This is a genomic window from Halopseudomonas litoralis, from assembly GCF_900105005.1.
Taxonomy (GTDB): Bacteria; Pseudomonadota; Gammaproteobacteria; order Pseudomonadales; family Pseudomonadaceae; genus Halopseudomonas; species Halopseudomonas litoralis.
Genome location: NZ_LT629748.1, coordinates 1,866,714 through 1,889,246, shown reverse-complemented (window position 1 = coordinate 1,889,246; position 22,533 = coordinate 1,866,714). Strand labels below are relative to the sequence as shown.

Sequence of the window (22,533 nt, the reverse complement as noted above, 5' to 3'; positions counted from 1 at the left end):
GCACGTGAAGGAGCATTGTCAGCACAGTCACCTTATCGGTAGGCTGCCAGCAGGGGCCGGGCTTGGTTGCGTCAATTCCATGGCTGTTCGTCTGAATGAGAAATGAATCGTAATTTATTTGACGGGTTTGTGACAAGATCGCGGTTCGCATGGCAGTATTGTAGTGGCATAATAATTTCAAACGATGCGTGCCCGCTGGACGTTATCACCACTGATTCGCTTGTTGGCGAATCGGGAACAGTCATCACGAAAGTAAGGAAGGGAAAATGAACGTCCATCGCCGGGTAATCGTTGGAGTGGCCTCGTTGGCTGCTTTATACGCGGGCAGCAGCTATGCGCTGGGGCTGGGCGAAGTGCAGCTGGATTCAGCACTCAACCAACCGCTCAATGCGGTTATCGAGCTGCATGGAGCGGAGGGTCTTACGCCCGCCGATATCAGGGTGTCCCTTGCTGACGCCGCGGCTTTTTCGAGGGTAGGCATTGAGCGCCCTTACTTTCTCACCGAGCTGCGCTTCACTCCGGTGCTGGTGAACCAGCGGCTCGCGGTACGGGTGGAATCCAATCGACCGGTCAATGAGCCTTATCTCAATTTCCTGGTGCAGCTGCATCGCCCCGGCGGCTTGTTGCTGCGCGAATATACCGTGCTGCTGGACCCGCCGCTGTATCAGCCTGCGCCAGTGCTCACTGCTTCCGCGCATGTTGTGGCGGCATCCGAATCTGCCACGACGCACGACGTGTCACGGCCAGCTCGGCAGGCGGCGCAGCCAGCGCTGCCTGATCTTCAGCCGCAGCCTGGTGCCCAGCATTATCAGACAGCGGCGGGTGACAGCCTCTGGGTTATTGCGCAGACGACCCGGCCCGACGAAACGGTGCCGGTGCGCCGGCAAATGCTGGCCATTCGTGCGCTCAACCCGGACGCCTTCGTGAATGGTGACATTAACCGGTTGCGTACCGGGCAGACATTGATTCTGCCGACCGCACCCCAGGTGGATGCGACCGGCGGATCGGCAATGGTAGCCGCGCCCGCGGCCTCAGGCCCGGAGTTGAATGCCGAAACGGCTGCTGCCATGACACAGGCCGGCGCTCCGGCAGATCCGCCGACAGACGTCCCCGCATCGACAGCTGATCGCGCGCGGCTGCGCATCGAAGAGCCGGTGCTGCAAGCTGCAGCGGCTGAAAATGCGCAATTGCATGCCCGCCTCGACGAGATCGAGTCTCGCTTCAATGCGCTGCTGAGCGAGCTTGATGCGCGGGATCGTCAGATTGCCAGCCTGCAGGCAGAAATTGAAGTGCTGCGCCGGGCGCGCGATGCCGAGTTGCCGGAGCAGGCCACCACGACGGAGGGTGAAGCAGCAGTTCCTGCGGATACTCAGCCGGTAGCGGGTGGCAGCCTTGAACCTGCGGAAGAGCCGCCGGTGGCCGGTGCAATTGAACGGCAAGTGCCGGACCTGACACAGGCGCCAGCGGAACCGGAGTCTGCCGCTGAGCCAGCGCAATCGAGCAATGGCTGGTGGGCAATTCTGCTGGCGCTGCTGGCGGGCATCCCGGGTGTCCTGGTATTGCGTCGGCAACGTCGACAACCCGAAGCTGCGCCAACTGTCATGCCGCACCCGGAGCCGCCGCCGATAACCGTGCCCGGCACCCGCCCTGTCGATCCACTGGAAGGGGTGGAGTTGTATATTACCTATGGTCGCTTTGTCGAAGCCCGCAATATGCTCGACAAGGCAATCAACATGGAGCCGACCCGGGTCGATCTGCGCCTGAGTCAGCTGGGGGTGCTGGCTGAGCTGGGCGATGCGCCGGCCTTCGCTGAGCAGGCGGTGGCGGTACATGCGTTGGGCGGTGACTCTCTTCAGGTTGAGGAGCTCAAGGCGCGCTATCCGCAGATTCGCAATGCCTTGCGTACCGATCTGGCACAGCCGGCGCAGCAGTCGACTACGGCCATGTTTGCCGATAATGCGGATGTTGAACGATCCACGCTGGATCTGGATGGCTTCGATCTGGACGCCGATTGGGACCTTATCGATGGGTTGGATGCAAAGTCATCTGATCGGGCTGCTCGTCGAGCTCCTGCTGCCGAGCCCGATTTCGAAAGCAATCTGACTGACTTCCCCGAGATTGGTGAGCTGGAAGACGACTTCTCCAGCCACCTCGAACGGCCCGGGGATGATCAGCGCAAGGACCGCTGAGCGCGACGGCGTCCGAAGGACGCCTGGGTTCACGGCTTGCGATCAGTCAAATAACACCTTGGCCACATCGCTGTAACGCGCAGCAAAATGGATGGTCATACCGGCCTGTAGATAATCGGGCAGCTCCTCGTAATCACCCCGGTTGGCTTCCGGCAATATCAGCTCGAAAATGGACTGTCTGCGCGCGGCAATGGCCTTTTCGCGGATGCCGCCCACCGGCAGTACCTGCCCGGTGAGCGTGATTTCCCCGGTCATGGCGACGCCGGTTCTGGGCGCCTTGTTGCGAGCCAGGGAGAGCAGGGAGCTGGCCATGGTTACCCCGGCGCTGGGGCCATCCTTGGGCGTGGCTCCCTCGGGCACGTGCATGTGCACGAAGGCTTCGTCAAAGAAGGCCGTATCCGCTTGGTATTCCCGCAGATTGGCGCAGATATAGCTGTAGGCAATCTCCGCCGACTCCTTCATTACCTCGCCCAGCTTGCCGGTGAGCTTGAATCCACGGTTCAGGGTGTGCACCCGATTGGCTTCGATCGGCAGGGTCGCGCCGCCCATTGAGGTCCACGCCAGCCCGGTCACTACCCCGACGCCCTTGAGGGGCTTCTCGGTGCGGAAGGCCGGGGTGCCGAGCAATTCCTGCAAGCTCTCCGGCTTGATGCTCAGCTTCTGGTCCGGCTCATCGATGAGCTTCATTACCGATTTACGCACCACTTTCGCCAGCTGTTTTTCCAGGTTGCGTACTCCGGCTTCCCGGGCGTAGCCTTCGATCACCTGGCGCAGAGCCTTGTCGGTGATGCGTAGCTGACTCTTGCGCAGGCCTGCTCGCTCCAATTGGCGGGGCCACAGATGATGCTTGGCGATAGCCAGTTTTTCCTCAGCGATGTAGCCGGACAGGCGAATTACATCCATGCGATCGAGCAGCGGTCCGGGAATGCTGTCCAGCGTATTGGCGGTGCAGACGAAGAGCACCTTGGACAGATCCAGACGCAGATCCAGATAGTGATCGAGGAACTGATTGTTCTGCTCCGGATCCAGCGTTTCCAGCAGCGCCGAGGCTGGGTCGCCCTGATGGCTGCTGCCGAGCTTGTCGATCTCATCGAGCATGATCACCGGGTTCATCACCTTGACGTCCTTCAGCGCCTGCACGAACTTGCCCGGCATGGCGCCGATATAGGTCCGCCGATGCCCCTTGATCTCGGCTTCGTCACGCATCCCGCCTACGCTGAAACGATAGAAGGGGCGGCCAAGACTTTCGGCGATGGAGTGGCCGATACTGGTCTTGCCCACGCCGGGCGGACCGACCAGCAATATGATCGATCCCCCCACGGAGCCCTTGAAAGTACCCAGCGCGAGGAATTCGAGGATGCGCTGTTTCACGTCTTCCAGCCCATCATGATCACGATCCAGAATGCGCCGGGCACGCGGGATATCAAGCTTGTCGGTATGTGTCAGGCCCCAGGGCATGGCGGTGGCCCAATCCAGATAATTACGGGTGACAGCATATTCCGGAGAGCCCGTTTCCAGAACCGAAAGCTTGTTGAGTTCTTCTTCGATCTTGTCCTGCGCCGCCTCGGGCAGTTGTTTACCTTTCAGGCGCTCGCGGAACTGTTCGATATCGGCGGTGCGGTCGTCCTTGGACAGCCCAAGCTCCTTTTGAATGACCTTGAGTTGCTCCTTGAGGAAGAACTTGCGCTGCTGATCGCTGATGGTGCGGTTGACCTCGGCGCTGATTTCGCCCTGCAGACGGGCGACGTCGGTCTCCTGCTTGAGCAGAACCAGTACCTTCTGCATGCGCCGCAACACGGGAACGGTATCCAGCACGTCCTGCAGTTCGCTGCCCTTGGCCGAGGTCAACGCGGCAGCAAAGTCTGACAGCGGCGAAGGTTGATTCGGGCTGAAACGGTTCAGGTAATGCTTCAGCTCTTCGCTGTACAGCGGATTCAACGGCAGCAATTCCTTGATCGAATTGATCAGGGCCATGGCGTAGGCACGCACTTCATCACGCTCATCGCTGGGGGCGTCAGCGTATTCAACTTCCACCAGATAGGGCGGCTTGCGGCTCAGCCACCGGGTTATCCGCACGCGGGTCAGTCCCTGGGCGATGAACTGGATCTTGCCGTCTTCCTTGACTGCCTGGTGAATCTTTACCGCACAACCGGTCTTCGGCAGCAGCTCGGGGTCGAGCGTGCCGTCGGCCGGCAGAGGCTGGTCCACCCAGAACAGCGAGAGTGCATGATGGGGGGTGCTGGCAACCCGCTCGATGGTCTCTGCCCATGGATTCTCATTCACCACCACCGGCATGACCTGCGCTGGAAAGAACGGCCGGTTGGTGATGGGAAGCAGATAGAGTTTGTTTGGCAGGCGTTGGTCTGGCACTGCCAGCCCGGTACCGGGATGGTCGGCCTGCTCCTGCTCGATGTAGTCCGGCACGGCGTCCTGATCAGTCATGAAGCACCCTTATTTCAAATGTCGTCATACAGAGGTGGTGACTGCGACGGGGTATTTCAATGGTTGGTTGGTAGGTAGAGGGGCGCATCTGGCTGAGGGGGCGCCCCGCCGTCTCAATGGGCTTCAATAACCGCCAGCAGGAAGCTGTACTCTTCGGCCAGTTCCTTCATCGATTGATAGCGGCCACTCGCGCCACCGTGCCCGGCGCTCATCTGGGTGCGCAACAACAATGGATGGTCATTGGTCTTGCTGTGACGCAGTTTCGCGACCCATTTGGCGGCTTCCCAATACTGCACGCGCATATCGTGATAGCCCGCGGTGACGAACATCGCCGGGTAGGCCTGCTCGCTGACCTGCTCATAGGGAGCGTAAGACTTGATTCGTTCTGCCACCTCAGGTTCGTTCGGGTCGCCCCATTCCTCGTATTCGCCGATGGTCAGCGGCAGGGCAGGGTTGTTCATGGTATTCCATACGTCGACGAAGGGTACATCGGCAACGGCGGCGGCGAACAGCTCCGGGCGCTGGTTGACAACGTTGCCGATCAACAATCCGCCAGCGCTGCCGCCAGCGATGACCAGTTTGTTATTGTCGGTGTACTGCTTGTCGGTCAGGTGCTCGGCACAGGCGATGAAGTCGCTGAAGGTATTGGTCTTGTGTTCAAGCTTGCCCTGCTGGTACCAGGCCTCGCCCATGTCGGCGCCGCCACGTACGTGGGCAATGGCGAACACCCAGCCGCGGTCAAGCAGTGACAGGCGAGCATGCGAGAACCAGGGGTCCATGCTGGCGCCGTAGGCGCCGTAACCATAGAGATAGAGTGGGGCCGGTGCTCCCAGGCTGTTGGGCCGGCTCACCAGGCTGATTGGTATCCGTGTACCATCCGGCGCGGTTGCCCACTCGCGACGCACCTCATAGTCATTGGCATCGAAGCGGCCTTCGACCGGGGTCTCTTTCAGGATGTTCTGGTTACCGCTGGGCAGATGCAGGGCGCGTACCTGGGCGGGGCGGTTCAGCGACTCATAGCGTAGCCGGATATGCTCGCTGGCATATTCCTCGCCGCCTTGCACGTGCAGGCTGTAGACAGCGTCCGGCATGCTCACATCGTAGTGGTCGCCGGTTGTTGGCCGAACTTCCAGGCGAGTCAGGCCTGCTTCGCGGTAATGCAGCAGCAGTCCATGCTGTTGGACGCTGAAATCTTCCAGCGTACGCTGTGGGTCGGCATCCACCAGCAGTTCCCAGTTGCGCCGCAGCGGGTGATGCGGATCGGTGCAATAGAGAGCAAAGTTCTCGCCGCGGTCATTGCTGCGGATGAGTAGCCCATGGGGGCCATGGTCGACATGATATTCATGCCCGGTAGTGCGCCGGTCGAGTAGTTGCCAATCCCCGGCAGGCTGCTCGGCGGATACTACGCGCACTTCACTGGTGTTCTTGCTGTCGCTGGCAAGTATCAGCCATTGTTCAGAGCTGCTGCGGTAAGCATGCAGATAGAAGCGCTGATCCGCTTCGTGGTAGACACGTACCGCAGGGGTTCCCAACTGCAGGCGCCAGAGCGTGGCCGGACGCGAGGCCTCATCCATGCTGACGGCGAACAGGGTGACACTGTCGTTGGCCCAGACCAGGCTGCCATCCGCCTGGTCCAGGGGCAGTTCGCTGATGTTGCCACTGGTCAGATGCTTGAGATACAGGCAGTAGGTCTCGTCACCCTGGCGATCGAGGCTGTAGGCAAGCCATTGGTGGTCGGGGCTGATGGCGAAGTCGCCCAGTTGCAGAAAGTCTTCGCCGGCCAGTTCATTCAGGTCCAGCAGCAGTTCTTCCTGCGCCGAATCGGTTTGCAGGCTGTTATCGGCTGGCCGTGGGCTGCGGAAATAACGAGGATATTCGGCCCCGGCTTCGGTGCGCTGATAATACAGCCAGGGCCCCCAGACGGCAGGCAGGGACAGATCGGTCTCGCGGATGCGTCCGCGGATTTCCTCAAACAAGAGTGTCCGTTGATCATTGTGGGTGCTCAGCCACTGTTCGGTATGGCTGTTTTCGTCATTCAGATGGCTGATCACTTCGTCGAGGTTGCGCTGTTCCAGCCAGGCATAGGGGTCAGGCGTCGCATCACGGCGAGTTGATAACGGCATGGTTGTAGGACTCCAGGGGCAAAAAAGCTATTATAGACGCTCGCTCACTCCCAACCGGTCAAACAGCATGTTCAACGAGTCGGAATACCAGACAGTGTGGATGATTTATCTTGCCGCTGCAGCTTGTTGTTGGCTGGTCTGGACGCAATTGACCCGCTGGATAGGGTGGTGGTTTGTGCGCGAGCCGCTGTGGTTGGTGATGGCGGTGATTCTGTTTACCCCATCGAGGGTTGAGCCATTTGAGCCCTGGTTGGCGCCAGCTGCCATTGGCTGGGCGTTGGATATGCTGCTGGATACCGGCGAGCACGCGCCGAAACTGCTGGGGGATCTGGCTTTGGCAATGGCGCTGGCCGCGCTGGCCTATATCGGCTTCGTCTGCCTGCGCCTGGCCTGGCGATATTGGCGGAGCGCTGCAGACCGCTCCGCCGCCTGATCACTCTTCGTTGTTCTGTTCGTACATGATGCGCGCCAGGCGCATGATCTGCTCCTGAAACTCGGTGCGCTGACTGTCGGTCATGGGGCAGATACCGACCTGCTCGAACAGGCGGTAGCCGCGCACCGAGAAAAACAGCACAGCGGCCTGTGCCAGCCCCAGTGGTGATTTCTCGAGAATGTCGAACAACCCCTGGACATCATCCGAGGTGGTCCGCAGCAATGCCGGATTGCTGGCGGCTGCGGCGAAAATCGCCGAGTCGAGGTTCTTCTCTTCGGTAGACTCGCTCATGTTGCTCAGCAGCAGCGCCTTCAGTTCGCGCATGGGCTCATCGGGCAGCACGCTTTCATAGGCGCCCCAGCGTACCCGGAAGCGCTCCAGACGATGCTCTATCATGGCGGCGAGCAGGGCCTCGCGGTCCGGAAAGAGAGTGCTGAGTGTGGCTTCATCGACACCAGTGCGCTCACTCAATGTGGCGAAGGTCAGCTGGGATGCGCCGAGCTCACTGACGATGGCCTCTGCGGCGCGGAACAAGCTCAGGTGAAGTGAATCGGTCTGTTTCTGGTTGCTGCTGTCCACTGCGAGAACCTCTTTAATCTGGACGCCTGAATAGGGGGGCTGCGAGCAGAAGGGGTGGCTACATCTGTCGCCCCTCGGATCATGGGCATAGGGTACGATGTCGGGGCGGTGCAGGCGAGTGATTTTTCAGTCCAGGGTGGGTTGCTGGAATGACAGGCATTAAAAAACCCGGCCGGAGCCGGGTTTTTCTATTCAGGTCTCTAAAAAATTAGATAACCTGAATGTTCGCAGCTTGCTTGCCCTTAGGACCAGTAGTGATGTCGAAAGACACCTTCTGGTTTTCGGCAAGGGATTTGAAGCCTTGAACCTTGATCTCGGAGAAGTGGGCGAACAGGTCGTCACCGCCGCCGTCCGGAGTAATGAAGCCGAAGCCTTTAGTGTCGTTGAACCACTTAACTGTACCAGTTGCCATTTCAGATAATTCCTATCAAATTGAAATACTTGAGCAAAGCTCAATTAAAGCGTGGGAATCAAAGATTGCGAGAATGACAAACTTACGAACTAAAAGTGCGCTTGCAGCCTACTACTCTATCTCTTGAAAACCTACGCGCTCACTTTGCCCCGTAATGTCGACCAAGTCAAGTTAATACTTGCAGGGCCTACCGGAACAAAACGAACGAAATTCAGTATACGTCAGTTTCCGGAAATAGCACGCCTTTCGTCGGATAATTTTTCAAGGGTTGCCTTTACGCCTCATCAGCCCTGTCCTGCAGGCGATGATAGGGGTAGACGTCGATCACCTTGCCATCCAGAATCTGCTGTTGCAGGCCCTTCCAGAAATCTGCATCAAACAGCTCTCCATGCAATTGGGAGAAGAGTCTGCGTTGCCGTACGTCGGCAAACAGGAAGACCGGAAACTCCTCGGGAAACACATCATTCGGGCCGACTGAATACCAGGGTTCCGAAGCCATCTCCTGTTCCGGGTAGAGGGCTTCGGGGATATGCCGGAAGTTGACCTCGGTCAGGTAGCTGATTTCATCGTAATCATAAAAGACCACTCGGCCGTGGCGGGTAACGCCGAAGTTCTTCAGCAGCATGTCGCCGGGGAAGATATTGGCGGCCGCCAGCTCCTTGATAGCCTGGCCGTAATCCAGCAGCGCTTCACGGGTCTGGGATTCGCTGGCGGTCTCCAGATAGATGTTGAGCGGCGTCATGCGCCGCTCCGTCCAGCATTGGCGGATCAGTATGGTGTCGCCCCGGTCGATGACCGTAGAGGGGGCGACCTCCAGCAGCTCTTTCAGGCATTCGGGCTCGAAGCTGTCTCGGGCGAAGCGGAAGTCAGCGAAATCCTGGGTGTCGGCCATGCGCCCTACGCGGTCGTGGCGTTTCACCAGGCGGTATTTTTCAATGACAGTGGCTCGGCTGATGTTCTTCGAGGGCGAGAATTTGTCTTTGATGATCTTGAATACCGTATTGAAGCCCGGGAGGGTGAAGACGGTCATGACCATGCCTCGCACCCCGGCGGCCATGACAAATCTGTCTTCGGGCGTCTGCGCCATGTAATCGATCAGCGCGCGGTAGAATTCCGACTTGCCCTGCTTGTAGAAGCCGAGGGCAGTATAGAGCTCGGCGATCTGCTTGCCCGGCAGCAGGCGATTGAGGAAGCCGATCATTTCCGCTGGTACCGTCACATCGACCATGAAGTAGGAGCGGGTGAAGGAAAAGATGATGGAGACTTCCGATTCGTCAGTGATCAGGGTGTCCACGCTGATGCCTTCGTTTTCCCGATGCACCAGTGCCAGGACAAAGGGCCATTGTTCGCCCTGGCTCAGAACCCGCCCGACCAGATAGGCTCCCTTGTTGCGATAGAATACCGGTTGGATCAGTTCAACAGTCAGGCCATGGTCCAGCTGCGCCCAGTCCGGCAGCCCCTGTTTCATGCAGCGGATGATCAACTGACAGTCACGCTCGTAATCAGCCCAGGGCGTATCGAAGGCATGTTCGTCGAGGATCTGCCTGGCCAGGCTGTTCAGGCAGCCACCGGAAATGAAGCCGCGTGTCAGCTGTATGCGTGAGGGCTTGCGCACCGGCGGACGGGTGCTGTGCACGAACATGGTCCGGTCACTGATCTGGTCATGGCGGTGCATTTTGAAGAACACCGAGTTGAACCAGGTCTCGGCCAGTTCATCATCGAAGCGATCTTCAATCAGCTCTATATAAGCCCGCTTGATGGCGGGCCAGCAATCTGCATCGAGAATGTCGCGGCATTGCGGGTCGGCCGTGAGTCTGTCCCTGGTCGCGTAGATGCGCTCATCGTAGAGGTTGATACGTGCGGTCGACGCGTCCTGTATCTCGGTCCACTGGGCCATTTCGAACCGGGCACGGGCGCCTTCGGTCAGATCGCGGAATGTCGCTCGATAGTCATCGAATGCATTCAACAGATGTTGGGCAATGTGCGCGGCGGTGTCTGGCATGGGCGGACCTGATGGCGGGGTGGATACGCTCAGGATAGCCATTCAGCGAGGTTGGCGGAAGTGTTGCAGCATGGAATCGATACCGGCGCAAGGTCGCCGGTATCGCAACTCCGGGTGTCAGGGCAGCATTTCCTGATCGGTGAACAGATCGCTGAACAACATGCTGGACAGATAGCGCTCACCGGAATCGGGCAGAATGACAACTATTGTCTGATTCTGCATTTCCGGCTCCTGCGCCATGCGCACCGCGGCAGCCATGGCGGCGCCGGATGAGATGCCACACAGGATGCCTTCTTCACGCATTATGCGCAGAGCCATCTCCTTGGCTTCCTCGTCGGTGGTGCGTTCCACGCGATCGACCAGACTCAGGTCAAGGTTGCCGGGGATGAATCCGGCGCCGATCCCCTGGATCTTGTGCGGGGCTGGCTTGATTTCCTCTCCTGCCATCGCCTGGGTAATCACCGGCGAGGTCACCGGCTCCACTGCGACAACGGTAATAGCCTTGCCACGGGTGTGCTTGATGTGGCGGGCGACGCCGGTCAGGGTGCCGCCGGTGCCTACCCCGGATACCAGCACATCAATACCTCCATCGGTATCGTTCCAGATTTCCGGGCCGGTGGTCTTTTCATGGATCTCGGGATTGGCGGGGTTCTCGAATTGCTGCAGCAGAATATGGGTGTCGGGCGCCGCCTGGGTTATTTCGGTGGCCTTTTCGATGGCGCCTTTCATGCCCTTGGCGGGCTCGGTCAGCACCAGTTCGGCTCCCAGCGCCTTGAGTACCTTGCGCCGCTCCAGGCTCATGGAGGAGGGCATGGTCAGAATCAGCCGATAATTCCGCGCGGCGGCGACGAAGGCCAGGCCGATGCCAGTGTTGCCGGATGTCGGCTCGACTATGGTCATGCCTTCTTTCAGCAGCCCTCTGGCCTCAGCACTCCAGATCATGTTGGCACCAATGCGGCACTTCACCGAATGCGACGGATTGCGCCCTTCGACCTTGGCCAGAATGGTGACGCCCTGAGGCCCGAGGCGGTTGATCCGAACCAGCGGCGTGTTGCCGATGGACTGGGAATAATCTGCGAAAACATGACTCATGGCGCTTCTCCTTGTGATGTGGCGGCGGAATCAGCCTATGCCCGACACGCACGGGCGTCAATCGGTGGAACTCCCGCTGTGGGCGCAAGTCACTTTAAATATGAACAAGACACTGCGTATTTCCATGGTAACGGTAGCTGTAGTGGCATTGCTGCTGATCATTCTGCACCTGATGCTGCCGTATCTGGTGCGCAACTTTCTTAACGACCAGCTTGCCGATATGGGCGATTACCAGGGGCATGTAGAAGATGTGGACATGACCTGGTGGAACGGCGCTTATCGGCTCAACGAGCTGGTCATCACCAAGACCGATGGCGAAAACCAGGTGCCCTTCGTCAAATTGCCGGTCACAGACATCAAGATACGGATGCGTGCGCTCTGGAAGGAGGGTGTCCTGATCGGTGTGGTCGATTTTCACGAACCGGAACTCAACTTCGTCGATGGTGAATCAGAGGCGCAGAAGCAGACCGGTGAGGGTGTCGACTGGCGTGCGCAGCTGGAAGAGATGGTGCCGGTGCGTCTGAACGAAGTGAATGTGCACAACGGCGCCGTATTCTTCCGCAATTTTTCCAGTGATCCGCCGGTCAATATCAATGCCAGTGATATCCAGCTGACCGTGCGTAACCTGACCAACGCGCCAGACGCCCAGGGGCAGCGCAGTGCGAGCATGGATGGCACGGCCAGCTTTCTCGGCCATGCTGCGGTGGAAGCGGCAGCGCATTTCGACCCGTTGGGCAGAGTCGATAATCTGGACCTGCAGTTGCGAATGCTGGGCCTGGATCTGACCCGCATCAATGATTTTGCCGCAGCCTACGGCAAATTCGATTTCCGCGCTGGCGAAGGTGATCTGACCATGGAGATTGATATCGATGATCGGCAGCTGACCGGCTATGTGAAGCCGCTGATGCGCAATGTCGATGTTTTCGACATGGATCAGGATATACGCAATGAGGACAAGGGCTTTTTCCGTGGGCTGTGGGAAGCCATAGTGCATGGCGGTCAGGAAGTACTGCAGAACCAGCGCAAGGATCAGTTCGCCACCCGCATAGAGCTGAGCGGCAGTCTCGATGATGCGGAAATGAGCGCATTCCAGGCGTTCATCCAGATCCTGCGTAACGCCTTCGTCGAAGCCTTTTCCACTCGGTTCGAGCAGGTTCTGGAGGAAGATCAGGAATGATTCTGCTCGCTATTCATTGAGTGAATCCCGCCTGTGCGTTTACACCCAATCGGGGGGCGGGCTATAGTCCGGGGCTGTGAAAACAACATGAATACCCGGCGCGTCCGGGCCTGTCCCCAAGGAATTCCCCCATGAAGTTCGAAGGTACCCAGTCGTACGTCGCCACAGACGACCTCAAGCTTGCCGTTAATGCCGCCATCACGCTGGAGCGCCCATTGTTGATCAAGGGCGAGCCGGGCACGGGTAAAACCATGCTCGCCGAGCAACTGGCCGAATCCATGGGCGCCAAACTCATCACCTGGCACATCAAGTCCACCACCAAGGCGCATCAGGGGCTCTATGAATACGACGCGGTAAGCCGTCTGCGCGATTCGCAGCTGGGTGTCGACAAGGTGCATGACGTGCGCAACTACATCAAGAAGGGCAAGTTGTGGGAAGCGTTCGAGTCCGAAGAGCGTGCCATTCTGCTGATTGATGAGATCGACAAGGCCGATATCGAGTTTCCCAACGACCTGTTGCAGGAACTCGACAAGATGGAGTTCTACGTCTACGAGACCAACGAAACCATCAAGGCCAAACAGCGCCCGATCATCATCATTACCTCGAACAACGAGAAGGAGCTGCCCGACGCTTTCCTGCGCCGCTGCTTCTTCCATTACATAGCCTTCCCCGACCGCGAGACCATGCAACGCATCGTCGACGTGCATTACCCGAACATCAAGAAGGATCTGCTGAGCGAAGCGATGGATATCTTCTTCGACGTGCGCAAGGTGCCCGGTCTGAAGAAAAAGCCATCCACCTCGGAACTGGTCGACTGGCTCAAGCTGCTGATGGCGGACGAGATTCCCGAAGCCGTTCTGCGTGACCGTGATCCGACCAAGGCCATTCCGCCGCTGTATGGCGCGCTGGTGAAGAATGAGCAGGATGTGCAGCTGCTGGAGCGTCTGGCCTTCATGACGCGTCGACAGAATCGCTGATCCAGCTTCCCCCTCTCCCCAGCCCTCTCCCGCAAGGGGAGAGGGGGTTATCCGAGTTTCCCTGAGAGGCTGCAATTCATGCTACTCAACCTGTTTAACGAAATGCGCGCGGCGAAGGTGCCGGTGTCGGTGCGCGAACTTCTGGATCTGATTAACGCGCTGAAGAACCATGTGGTGTTCGCCGATATGGACGAGTTCTATTATCTGGCACGCACGGTGATGGTCAAGGACGAGCGCCATTTCGACAAGTTCGACCGGGCCTTCGGTGCCTATTTCAACGGTCTGCAGGATCTTAACGAACTGCTGGAGGCGCTGATTCCCGAGGACTGGCTGCGCAAGGAGTTCGAGCGGCTGCTCACCGATGATGAGCGCGAGCAGATCAAGTCGCTGGGCGGTCTGGACAAGCTGATCGAGGAATTCAAGAAGCGCCTCGAAGAGCAGAAGGAGCGCCACGCCGGTGGTAACAAATGGATTGGCACCGGTGGTACCAGCCCCTTTGGTTCCGGTGGCTATAACCCTATGGGCGTCCGGGTCGGTGATGCTGGCAAGCGCCAGGGGCGTGCGGCCAAGGTGTGGGAGCAGCGCGAGTACAAGAATCTGGATGATCAGGTCGAGCTGGGTACGCGCAACATCAAGGTGGCCTTGCGGCGACTGCGCAAGTTTGCCCGTTCCGGTGCGGCGGATGAGCTGGACATTGACGGCACCATTGACCACACGGCACGTGACGGTGGTCTGCTGAATATCCAGATGCGTCCGGAGCGACGCAATGCGGTGAAGTTGCTGCTGTTGTTCGATATCGGTGGCTCGATGGATGCGCACATCAAGGTCTGCGAGGAGTTGTTTTCCGCCTGCCGCACCGAGTTCAAGCATCTGGAATACTTCTATTTCCATAACTGCATTTATGAATCAGTCTGGAAGGACAATATGCGCCGCACCAATGAGCGCATGTCGACCATGGACCTGCTGCACAAGTACGGTGCCGACTATAAGGTGGTGGTGGTGGGCGACGCAGCCATGGCGCCCTACGAGATCACTCAACCCGGTGGCAGCGTCGAGCACTGGAATGAGGAGGCTGGTCACGTCTGGATCACGCGCCTGCGCGAGAAATACCCGAAGATGATCTGGATCAACCCCTACCCGAAGGACGCCTGGGGCTACACCACCTCAACCCGCATCATTCAGGATCTGATGGAGGAGCATATGTATCCTCTGACGTTGGCGGGTCTTGAGGAGGGAATGCGGTATCTGTCCAAATAAATGATAGCTCTGGTGGTTGTGCCGAGTGCTGGTATGTTGTGCAGGGACTGCATTTGGGGGCTGGCCTTGGCGGACACGCCGTGAATACATCCCTGTAGGCTCATTGATGCCATCCATGGCATCAAACGGTCCGCCAAGACCAGCCCCCAAACGCTGCCGGAAAGTGTGAAGTGGCTGCAAGAGACCCTTGAAGAGCTGGGTTCAAGGATCTGGGTAAAGTTTTCCTGCAGCAGCTACATTGATCGCTGACAGTATTTGCCGGTCGGGTCAGGCGGACCGTCGTGTCGCCATGGATGGCGACCGCGAGCCTACAGGGAAGTATTTACGGCGTGTCCGCCTGACCCGACCGGCAAATGCAGTCTTGCACGTAAGCCCCCAGCCCCCACCCAACCACCACCAAATATGCAGAGACCCACCATGACAATAAAGCCAGGCCGCTACCGCCACTATAAAGGCAAGGACTACCAGATAATCGACATTGCGCGACATTCCGAAACCGACGAACGGCTGGTGGTCTATCGTACCTTGTATGGTGACTGTGACCTCTGGGTGCGGCCGCTGGAGATGTTTACTGAAGAGGTGGTCGTGGACGGCAAAGCACTTCCACGCTTTACCTTTATCAGCGAAGACGTGTAGGCTCTGGCCCTCCAGACCGCCTGCACCCCTTGTCAGGCACTGTTGGCGCCTCGCCCCATCGGGGGCAGGCCGATTTGATTGATTGAGGAATATTGTTACCCATGGGAAAAGCACTGGTCATTGTGGAGTCACCAGCCAAGGCCAAGACGATCAACAAGTATCTTGGCAATGACTTCGTGGTGAAGTCGAGTATCGGACACATCCGCGATCTGCCCACCAGCGGCAGCAGCAAGACCGAGAGCAAGCCCAAGGGGACGCGCAAAGCCGCATCTGCGCCGGAAGTCGACAAACAGACCAAGGCCAGAATGCAGCTGGTCAATCGTATGGGCGTAGATCCCGAAAACGATTGGAAAGCGCATTACGAAATCCTGCCCGGCAAGGAAAAGGTCATCGACGAACTGCGTCGGCTGGCCAAGGAAGCCGACACCATCTATCTCGCAACGGATTTGGACCGCGAAGGGGAAGCCATAGCATGGCACCTGCGGGAATCCATTGGTGGCGACGATAGCCGCTACCGGCGTGTGGTGTTCAACGAGATTACCAAGAAGGCCATTCAGGAAGCCTTCTCCCAGCCGGGCGAGCTGGATATGAACCGGGTCAATGCGCAGCAGGCGCGTCGTTTCCTGGATCGCGTGGTGGGTTACATGGTATCCCCGTTGCTGTGGCAGAAGGTTGCCCGTGGCCTGTCCGCGGGTCGTGTACAGTCGGTCGCAGTCAAATTGATCGTTGATCGTGAGCGCGAGATCCGTGCCTTCATTCCGGAAGAATTCTGGGAAGTCCATGCCAACCTGAACACGCCGAAAAGCGAGTCCGTACGCTTTGAAGTGGTCAAGGAAAATGGCGAGACCTTTCGTCCGCTGAACAAGCAGCAGACCGACAAGGCGCTGGAGCAACTGCAAAGCTCAGGTTACAAGGTGGTCAAGCGTGACGCTCGGCCCACCAGCACCAAGCCCGGCGCTCCCTTCATTACCTCCACGTTGCAGCAGGCCGCCAGTACGCGCCTGGGCTTCAGCGTGAAGAAAACCATGATGATGGCTCAGCGACTGTATGAAGCGGGCTATATCACCTATATGCGGACCGACTCGACCTTTCTCTCGGCCGATGCGGTGAGCATGGCGCGGGATTATATAGAGAAGAATTTTGGTGCCCAATATTTGCCTGAGACACCGAACGTCTATGGCAGCAAAGCCAATGCCCAGGAGGCGCACGAAGCGATTCGTCCCTCCGATGCGAAGCTCAAATCCACCGAGCTCAAGGGCATGGAGCGCGACGCCGAGCGTCTGTATGAGCTGATCTGGCGTCAGTTTGTGGCGTGCCAGATGCCGCCGGCCAAATACCTGTCCACCACCATTACAGTGCAGGCGGGTGATTTCGAACTGCGTGCGCGTGGGCGTATTCTGCAGTTTGACGGTTTCACCAAGGTGCTGCCGCCGCTGGGCAAGGGCGGTGAGGACGAAGTGCTGCCTGATATGCAGGTGGACAATGTCCTCGAACTGATCAAGCTGGATCCCAAACAGCACTTCACCAAGCCGCCGGCGCGTTACTCCGAAGCCAGCTTGGTCAAGGAGTTGGAGAAGCGTGGAATTGGCCGTCCTTCGACCTATGCATCGATTATCTCCACCATCCAGGAGCGCGGCTACGTCGCCTTGAACAATCGGCGTTTCTATGCCGAAAAGATGGGCGATATCGTTATCGAGCGGCTGAATGAAAGCTTCCCCAATCTGATGGATTACAGCTTCACTGCGCGCATGGAAGAGTCGCTCGATGATGTTGCCCATGGTGAGGTGGTGTGGAAGCAGGTGCTGGACAAGTTCTACGCTGACTTCAGTCTCAAGCTCAAGGCGGCCAGCGCCGCGGATCCAGGGCAGGGCATGCGCAGCAACCTGCCGACACCAACGGATATTCCTTGTGTTGAATGCGGTCGGCCGATGATGATCCGCACGGCCTCCACCGGCGTTTTTCTGGGGTGCTCGGGCTATGCGCTGCCACCCAAGGAGCGTTGCAAGGCCACAGTGAACCTGGTGCCTGGTAACGAAGTGGCGGCGGATGATGACGAAGGCGAGTCGCGAATATTGCGCGCCAAGCGCCGGTGTCCGATCTGCGCCACGGCGATGGACAGCTATCTGGTCGATGAGCAGCGCAAGCTGCACGTGTGTGGTAACAACCCTGATTGCAGCGGCTTCGAAGTGGAGCAGGGCCAGTTCAAGATCAAGGGCTATGACGGCCCGGTGATTGAATGTGACAAATGCGGCAATGAAATGCAGCTCAAGACGGGCCGTTTCGGCAAGTACTTCGGCTGTACCAACAGTGACTGCAAGAACACCCGCAAGCTGCTGAAGAGCGGTGAGGCAGCGCCGCCGAAGATGGACCCGGTGTTGATGCCGGAGCTGCGTTGCGACAAGGTGGATGACGTCTATGTGCTGCGTGATGGCGCGTCAGGCCTGTTCCTGGCAGCCAGCCAGTTCCCGAAGAACCGGGAGACGCGTGCACCGCTGGTCAAGGAGCTGTTGCCGCATCGCGATGCGATTGATCCCAAGTACCACTTCCTGCTGGAAGCGCCGGTTGCTGACCCGGATGGCAATCCGACGGTGATTCGTTACAGCCGCAAGAGCAAGGAGCAGTACGTGCAGAGCGAAATCGAAGGCAAGCCCAGCGGCTGGCGAGCATTCCACGATGGCAAGAAATGGAATATCGATGACGCACGCAAGGGCAAGGCCAAAGCCAAGGCCAAGAGCTGAGCGGAACTGACATGGCAAATGAAGCCTATACCCGCACCAATCAGGCGCTGACGTTCGCTCGCCTGGCATTGGCGTCATGGGAGGCGTCCAGCGCCTCCACAGCGCTGGACGCCATCACCATGGCGCGTTATCACCGGGAACATACCTTGTTCCATATCTATCGCGCGGTACAGGCGTTGATCTGCGAAGTCTCGGGGCGTTACAGTCTGGCGCCCTGGGATGCGAGCGCTGTTGAGGAAACGCTGAAGGCCATCGGCGATGGACAACCCCTTAATCCGGAGTTGAGCGAGTTGGTGCTGCAAAGCGATGACAACAGCAGTTGGCTCGCTGGTACCTTGAGGGCATGGCGGCAGATGCACGTGCCCCCCGGCGCTGTACGGTCTGAACCGCTCAAGGCCGGCACATTGATTACCAGCACTGCAAGCGGGAGTGGCGATTGGGAGCTGGCTGAGGCGCGCGTGGCGATTGAGGCTCTGTCGAAATCGCTCGACCGTTATCGGGAAGGCATGCGGGAATGGTGAGCGGGCTCAGGCTGCAGCCGTCATTGTGGTACACTGCGCCGCTTGACTGACCAGGAGACGACAATGCCTTCACCCTTTCTCGAGATCATAGAGCTTGCCGACGGTACGGTTGCCTTGCGCCGTCCGGACGAGGAGGGCACGCCGCTGTTGACCATTGAATTCTCCGAGGAAGCCAGGGATTTTCTGCAGGGCAACTACGTGGAAGTGGCCAAGGCGATGATCGGCGCTGGCATGCAAGTGGCGGGGCAGATCATGGAAGAAGATCCGGATCTGGATTTCGACGAGCACCGCGTGCTGCACTGAGCTGGCCAGGGCCGGGCAGTAAGCCCGGCTGCGGACTCCTGCTAAGCCCTGAAAGACTATTACGCCCGCCCATGTTGTGCTGAAGCAGATCCTGCATTTTCCATGCGAATGTTCAGGCTGGCGCAGTGGCCTGAGCGTGCGGCCATTTCCAATCGTTGACCAAGCCCCGTCGACGTGGGCAGCCAGCTGACCACAGCATGGCTGTAACCCAGTCGCAGAATCTCACAACACAGATCCACCACGTCCATGCCATGCTTGGGGCGAATGATAAGTATGCGCTGCGGATCCAGTCCCGCTGCTCGCAGCCACTTCTGGCTGACTGGCAATGGCGGATCAATCAATGTCAGCCAGCCGGGCATGTTGGCCTGGCTGAGGTCGCGCAGCACCGGCGCCAGCCATTGCAGGCATTGACGCGGTGCGCCATTCAGGCAGATTTCGCTGAAGCCGACATTGGCTGGTTCGCAATCGGGCATGGCGGCTGCTGGCAGGCTCTGCGCCTTCAGTCGCGATGACATCAGTGCATGATGCAGCAAATCGGGCTGTGCCGCTGAACCTCTATTTCGCGCATACTGCATGGCTTGCTCCTTCAGTGGCGAATAACACCCACACTCAAACCTTCGATGATCAGTTCCTGTTCGCGCAGATCCACTTCAATGGGCGCGAAATCAGGATTCTCTGCAATCAGTGACACCTTGCGCCCCTGCTTGTGGAAGCGCTTGACCGTCACTTCGTCGCCAATCCGTGCCACCACCACCTGGCCATTCCTGGCCTCATTGGTGCGGTGCACAGCCAGAAGGTCACCATCGAAGATGCCGATGTCCTTCATGCTCATGCCGCGAACGCGCAGCAGGTAATCGGCCCGAGGGCTGAAGAAAGCAGGGCTGATGCGGCAGTGATCTTCGATGTTTTCCACTGCCAGAATGGGAGCCCCTGCTGCCACCTGGCCGATGATCGGCAATGCATCCTGCTGCGCTTGCTCGCCACTGTCGGCGGGCAAGCGAATGCCCCGCGAGGCGCCGGGGATCATTTCAATGGCGCCTTTTCGTGCGAGCGCCTTGAGGTGATCCTCTGCCGCATTGGGTGAGCGAAAGCCCAGCTCCTTGGCTATATCCACGCGCGTTGGCGGATAGCCGTTGGTGTTCATGTGGTCCTTGATAAAGGTCAGGACCTGCTGTTGCCGTGCCGTCAGTTTCTGCATTTTTATGGCCTGTGTTTTTATACAGTCCCTGTGATTATATACAGTTCGATAAAGAGGGCAAGCTGGTTTCCGCATTTGCAGAAGGAGGCGGCTATGGTAAAAGGATGGAGTTGACAGCGGTGGTGTTTGAAACGTATGTTTCAAACATATGTTCCCAGGCGTCGGAGTACTCAGTGGCACAGTCAGAAACAGTTGAGCGCATCCTCGATGCTGCGGAGCAGTTGTTTGCGGAGAAAGGTTTTGCAGAAACCTCGTTGCGGCTGATCACCAGCAAGGCGGGGGTCAACCTGGCGGCGGTGAACTATCATTTCGGTTCCAAGAAATCGCTGATCCAAGCGGTGTTCACCCGCTTTCTCAATCCCTTCGTCAGCAGCCTGGAGCAGGAGCTTGACCGTAACGCTGAGGCCGGTAATCCGGATCAGAGCCTGGAATCCCTGCTGGAAATGCTGGTGCGGCTGGTGTTGGCGGTAAAACCGCGCAGCGGGCATGACCTGTCTACCTTCATGCGCCTGCTGGGGCTGGCTTTCAGTCAGAGTCAGGGGCATCTGCGCAAGTACCTTGCAGAGGTCTACGGTAAGGTGTTCAAGCGCTATATGGAGTTGGTGGTGCGCAGTTCACCCGAGTTGCCCGCGGATGTGTTGTTCTGGCGGGTTCATTTCATGCTGGGCAGTGCGGCTTTCACCCTGTCGAGCATGAAGGCGCTTAAGGCCATCGTGGAGGCCGAATACGGTGCGCGGGCCGGTACAGAGGAAGTGCTGCGCCAGATGGTGCCCTTCCTGGCCGCAGGCATGCGTGCCGGCAGCTCTATTCCGGGTGACGCAGGCACGCATCCGAGCAGCGTGCTGGAACCTGTATAGCGCGGAATAATCGCCTTTCTGCCTTCGTCTGGGGCTTACCTGCGGGCCTGGGATCCGTTATCGTGTGCTCTTTGCAGTGGAGCTGAGCATGCGGCTTGACCTGATCCATATATCCCTTGAACAACAGATGCTGACCGGCTTCAATGCGGGTCGGCTGCTGTGCAGCTATCCGGTGTCCACCGCTAAGAACGGTGCTGGCGAGCTCAATGGCAGTGGCTGCACGCCACGTGGGCGGCATCGGGTACGCGCACGTATTGGTGAAGGTCAGCCGCTGGGTGCGGTCTTCATCGGCCGGCGGCCCACCGGCGAGGTCTGGTCATCTGAGCTGGCTGAAGCCCAGCCGCAGCGGGACTGGATCCTGACGCGCATCCTATGGCTCTGTGGTGAAGAGGTTGGCGTCAATCGCGGCGCTGATAGTGACTCACAGCGCCGCTACATCTATCTGCATGGCACAGGCGACGATCAACTCATGGGCACGCCCTTGTCCCATGGCTGCGTGCGTCTGCGCAATCCCGACATGCTGGCACTGTTTGACATGACACCGGCAGGTTGCCCGGTGATCATCGAATAACCCCATTCAGGAGTATTTCATTGAAGCAAGGCACATTGATGCTGGATCTGGCCGGCACCTGGCTGACCCCGGAAGATCGCCAGTTATTGAGGCAACCGGAAGTGGGCGGGATGATTCTGTTTGCCCGCAATACCGAGACTCCGGCCCAGGTGCGTGAGCTGGTACGCAGCATTCGTACGGTACGCCCGGAGATGCTGATTGCGATCGATCAGGAAGGTGGTCGCGTGCAGCGGCTGCGTCGTGATGTGCTGCGCCTGCCCGCGCTTGGCCGTATTGCCGACTGCGCCTCAGCGGATGCCGGGGTGCTGGCCGAGGGGGCTGCCTGGTTGATGGCGACCGAAATGCTGGCCTGCGGTATCGATATCAGCTTTGCGCCGGTACTCGATCTCGATCACGGTCGCAGCCAGGTGATTGGTGACCGTTCGCTGGGCGGTGATCCGCAGCAGGTCATCCAGCTTGCCGAGGCTTATATACGCGGCCTGCATCTGGCCGGCATGGCGGCGACCGGCAAGCATTTCCCGGGGCATGGCTGGGCGGAGGCTGATTCGCATACCGATCTGCCGGTGGACTCGCGCAGCGAGGCGAGCATACGCGAGTCCGACCTCAAGCCCTTTGCTGCGCTGGCAACTATGCTGGATGGCATCATGCCGGCGCATGTGGTCTATCCGGCGGTGGACGGTCTGCCGGCGGGTTTCTCACACCGCTGGCTGCAGGACATTCTGCGCGCCGAGCTGGGCTTCCGGGGCGTGATCTTCAGTGATGACCTGACCATGGCCGGTGCGCATGTGGTAGGAGGTATGGCCGAGCGGGTGGATGCTGCGCTGGCGTCGGGCTGTGACATGCTGCTGGTGTGCAATGACCGTGCTGCCGCCGAACAGGCGTTGGTGCATGCGCAGCGCAGCGGCATGCAGCCCTCTGCGCGGGGGCAGGAGCTGCTTGCACGCAGCGCGCCGGGTATCGAGTACAAGGCGCAGCCGCGTTGGCGGCAGTCGGTTGCTCTGTTGCAGAGTGCTGGCTTGTTATGAG

20 protein-coding genes are annotated in these 22,533 nt (G+C 58.9%); 12 read left to right on the top strand and 8 right to left on the bottom strand.

All coding sequences use genetic code 11. The features are described from left to right. Positions 1–266: 266 nt before the first annotated feature. On the top strand, positions 267–2,189 hold the full coding sequence (locus BLU11_RS09145; protein ID WP_090273050.1) for a type IV pilus assembly protein FimV: 1,923 nt from the start codon (positions 267–269) through the stop codon (positions 2,187–2,189). Between the two features lie 42 nt (positions 2,190–2,231). Here BLU11_RS09145 and lon read toward each other — a convergent pair whose 3' ends face one another. Together lon and BLU11_RS09135 are read right to left on the bottom strand one after the other, a co-directional pair. Further along, a complete protein-coding gene (gene lon / locus BLU11_RS09140) occupies positions 2,232–4,631 on the bottom strand; it encodes an endopeptidase La (protein WP_090273049.1) in 2,400 nt (799 codons plus the stop codon). Positions 4,632–4,744: 113 nt separating this feature from the next. Continuing rightward, positions 4,745–6,754 (bottom strand): S9 family peptidase, encoded by a 2,010-nt coding sequence (locus tag BLU11_RS09135; RefSeq protein WP_090273048.1) that lies wholly within the window; start codon positions 6,752–6,754, stop codon positions 4,745–4,747. 67 nt (positions 6,755–6,821) lie between these two features. Here BLU11_RS09135 and BLU11_RS09130 point away from each other — a divergent pair, with 67 nt between their 5' ends. Next, positions 6,822–7,187 carry a hypothetical protein gene (locus tag BLU11_RS09130; protein ID WP_090273047.1) on the top strand — a complete coding sequence of 122 codons (366 nt, stop codon included), beginning with the start codon at positions 6,822–6,824 and terminating at the stop codon, positions 7,185–7,187. Here the strand turns inward: BLU11_RS09130 and BLU11_RS09125 are convergent, their stop codons facing one another. The 4 genes from BLU11_RS09125 to cysK all read right to left on the bottom strand — a co-directional run bounded on the left by BLU11_RS09125 (position 7,188) and on the right by cysK (position 11,272). Next, a complete protein-coding gene (locus tag BLU11_RS09125) occupies positions 7,188–7,766 on the bottom strand; it encodes a TetR/AcrR family transcriptional regulator (protein WP_090273046.1) in 579 nt (192 codons plus the stop codon). It abuts the gene before it with no gap. A 208-nt stretch (positions 7,767–7,974) separates the two neighbouring features. Continuing rightward, positions 7,975–8,178: a cold-shock protein gene (locus tag BLU11_RS09120; RefSeq protein WP_090273045.1), complete on the bottom strand. Its 204-nt coding sequence runs from the start codon at positions 8,176–8,178 to the stop codon at positions 7,975–7,977. Between the two features lie 274 nt (positions 8,179–8,452). Next, complete coding sequence (aceK, locus tag BLU11_RS09115; RefSeq protein ID WP_090273044.1) at positions 8,453–10,180, bottom strand: bifunctional isocitrate dehydrogenase kinase/phosphatase; 1,728 nt, start codon at positions 10,178–10,180, stop codon at positions 8,453–8,455. A 117-nt stretch (positions 10,181–10,297) separates the two neighbouring features. Further along, a complete protein-coding gene (cysK, locus tag BLU11_RS09110; RefSeq protein ID WP_090273043.1) occupies positions 10,298–11,272 on the bottom strand; it encodes a cysteine synthase A in 975 nt (324 codons plus the stop codon). Positions 11,273–11,372: 100 nt separating this feature from the next. Between cysK and BLU11_RS09105 the strand changes: the two genes are divergently transcribed. From BLU11_RS09105 to BLU11_RS09075, 7 genes are all read left to right on the top strand, one after another. Continuing rightward, the gene (locus BLU11_RS09105) at positions 11,373–12,449 is read left to right on the top strand and encodes a DUF748 domain-containing protein (protein WP_231702298.1); all 1,077 of its coding nucleotides are present in this window, start codon (positions 11,373–11,375) and stop codon (positions 12,447–12,449) included. A gap of 131 nt (positions 12,450–12,580) precedes the next feature. Then, on the top strand, positions 12,581–13,426 hold the full coding sequence (locus tag BLU11_RS09100; RefSeq protein ID WP_090273042.1) for an AAA family ATPase: 846 nt from the start codon (positions 12,581–12,583) through the stop codon (positions 13,424–13,426). Between the two features lie 78 nt (positions 13,427–13,504). Then, positions 13,505–14,683, top strand: coding sequence for a vWA domain-containing protein (locus tag BLU11_RS09095; RefSeq protein WP_090273041.1), 1,179 nt, complete (start codon positions 13,505–13,507; stop codon positions 14,681–14,683). Between the two features lie 417 nt (positions 14,684–15,100). After that, complete coding sequence (locus tag BLU11_RS09090) at positions 15,101–15,319, top strand: DUF1653 domain-containing protein (protein ID WP_090273040.1); 219 nt, start codon at positions 15,101–15,103, stop codon at positions 15,317–15,319. A gap of 101 nt (positions 15,320–15,420) precedes the next feature. Beyond that, positions 15,421–18,057, top strand: a complete 2,637-nt coding sequence (topA, locus tag BLU11_RS09085) for a type I DNA topoisomerase (RefSeq protein WP_090273039.1) — start codon at positions 15,421–15,423, stop codon at positions 18,055–18,057. An 11-nt stretch (positions 18,058–18,068) separates the two neighbouring features. After that, complete coding sequence (locus tag BLU11_RS09080) at positions 18,069–18,578, top strand: DUF6586 family protein (protein WP_090273038.1); 510 nt, start codon at positions 18,069–18,071, stop codon at positions 18,576–18,578. A gap of 63 nt (positions 18,579–18,641) precedes the next feature. Continuing rightward, entirely contained in the window at positions 18,642–18,881 is a 240-nt protein-coding gene (locus tag BLU11_RS09075; protein ID WP_090273037.1) for a hypothetical protein, read from the top strand. A 59-nt stretch (positions 18,882–18,940) separates the two neighbouring features. Here BLU11_RS09075 and BLU11_RS09070 read toward each other — a convergent pair whose 3' ends face one another. Together BLU11_RS09070 and lexA are read right to left on the bottom strand one after the other, a co-directional pair. Next, positions 18,941–19,456: a SulA-like leucine-rich domain-containing protein gene (locus BLU11_RS09070; protein WP_090273036.1), complete on the bottom strand. Its 516-nt coding sequence runs from the start codon at positions 19,454–19,456 to the stop codon at positions 18,941–18,943. Between the two features lie 11 nt (positions 19,457–19,467). Beyond that, positions 19,468–20,079, bottom strand: a complete 612-nt coding sequence (gene lexA, locus BLU11_RS09065; RefSeq protein WP_090273035.1) for a transcriptional repressor LexA — start codon at positions 20,077–20,079, stop codon at positions 19,468–19,470. A 173-nt stretch (positions 20,080–20,252) separates the two neighbouring features. Between lexA and BLU11_RS09060 the strand changes: the two genes are divergently transcribed. The 3 genes from BLU11_RS09060 to nagZ all read left to right on the top strand — a co-directional run bounded on the left by BLU11_RS09060 (position 20,253) and on the right by nagZ (position 22,532). Beyond that, the gene (locus tag BLU11_RS09060) at positions 20,253–20,936 is read left to right on the top strand and encodes a TetR/AcrR family transcriptional regulator (protein WP_090276375.1); all 684 of its coding nucleotides are present in this window, start codon (positions 20,253–20,255) and stop codon (positions 20,934–20,936) included. A gap of 88 nt (positions 20,937–21,024) precedes the next feature. After that, complete coding sequence (locus BLU11_RS09055) at positions 21,025–21,507, top strand: L,D-transpeptidase (protein ID WP_090273034.1); 483 nt, start codon at positions 21,025–21,027, stop codon at positions 21,505–21,507. A gap of 38 nt (positions 21,508–21,545) precedes the next feature. Further along, positions 21,546–22,532 carry a beta-N-acetylhexosaminidase gene (gene nagZ, locus BLU11_RS09050; protein WP_090276374.1) on the top strand — a complete coding sequence of 329 codons (987 nt, stop codon included), beginning with the start codon at positions 21,546–21,548 and terminating at the stop codon, positions 22,530–22,532. Position 22,533 lies beyond the last annotated feature (1 nt).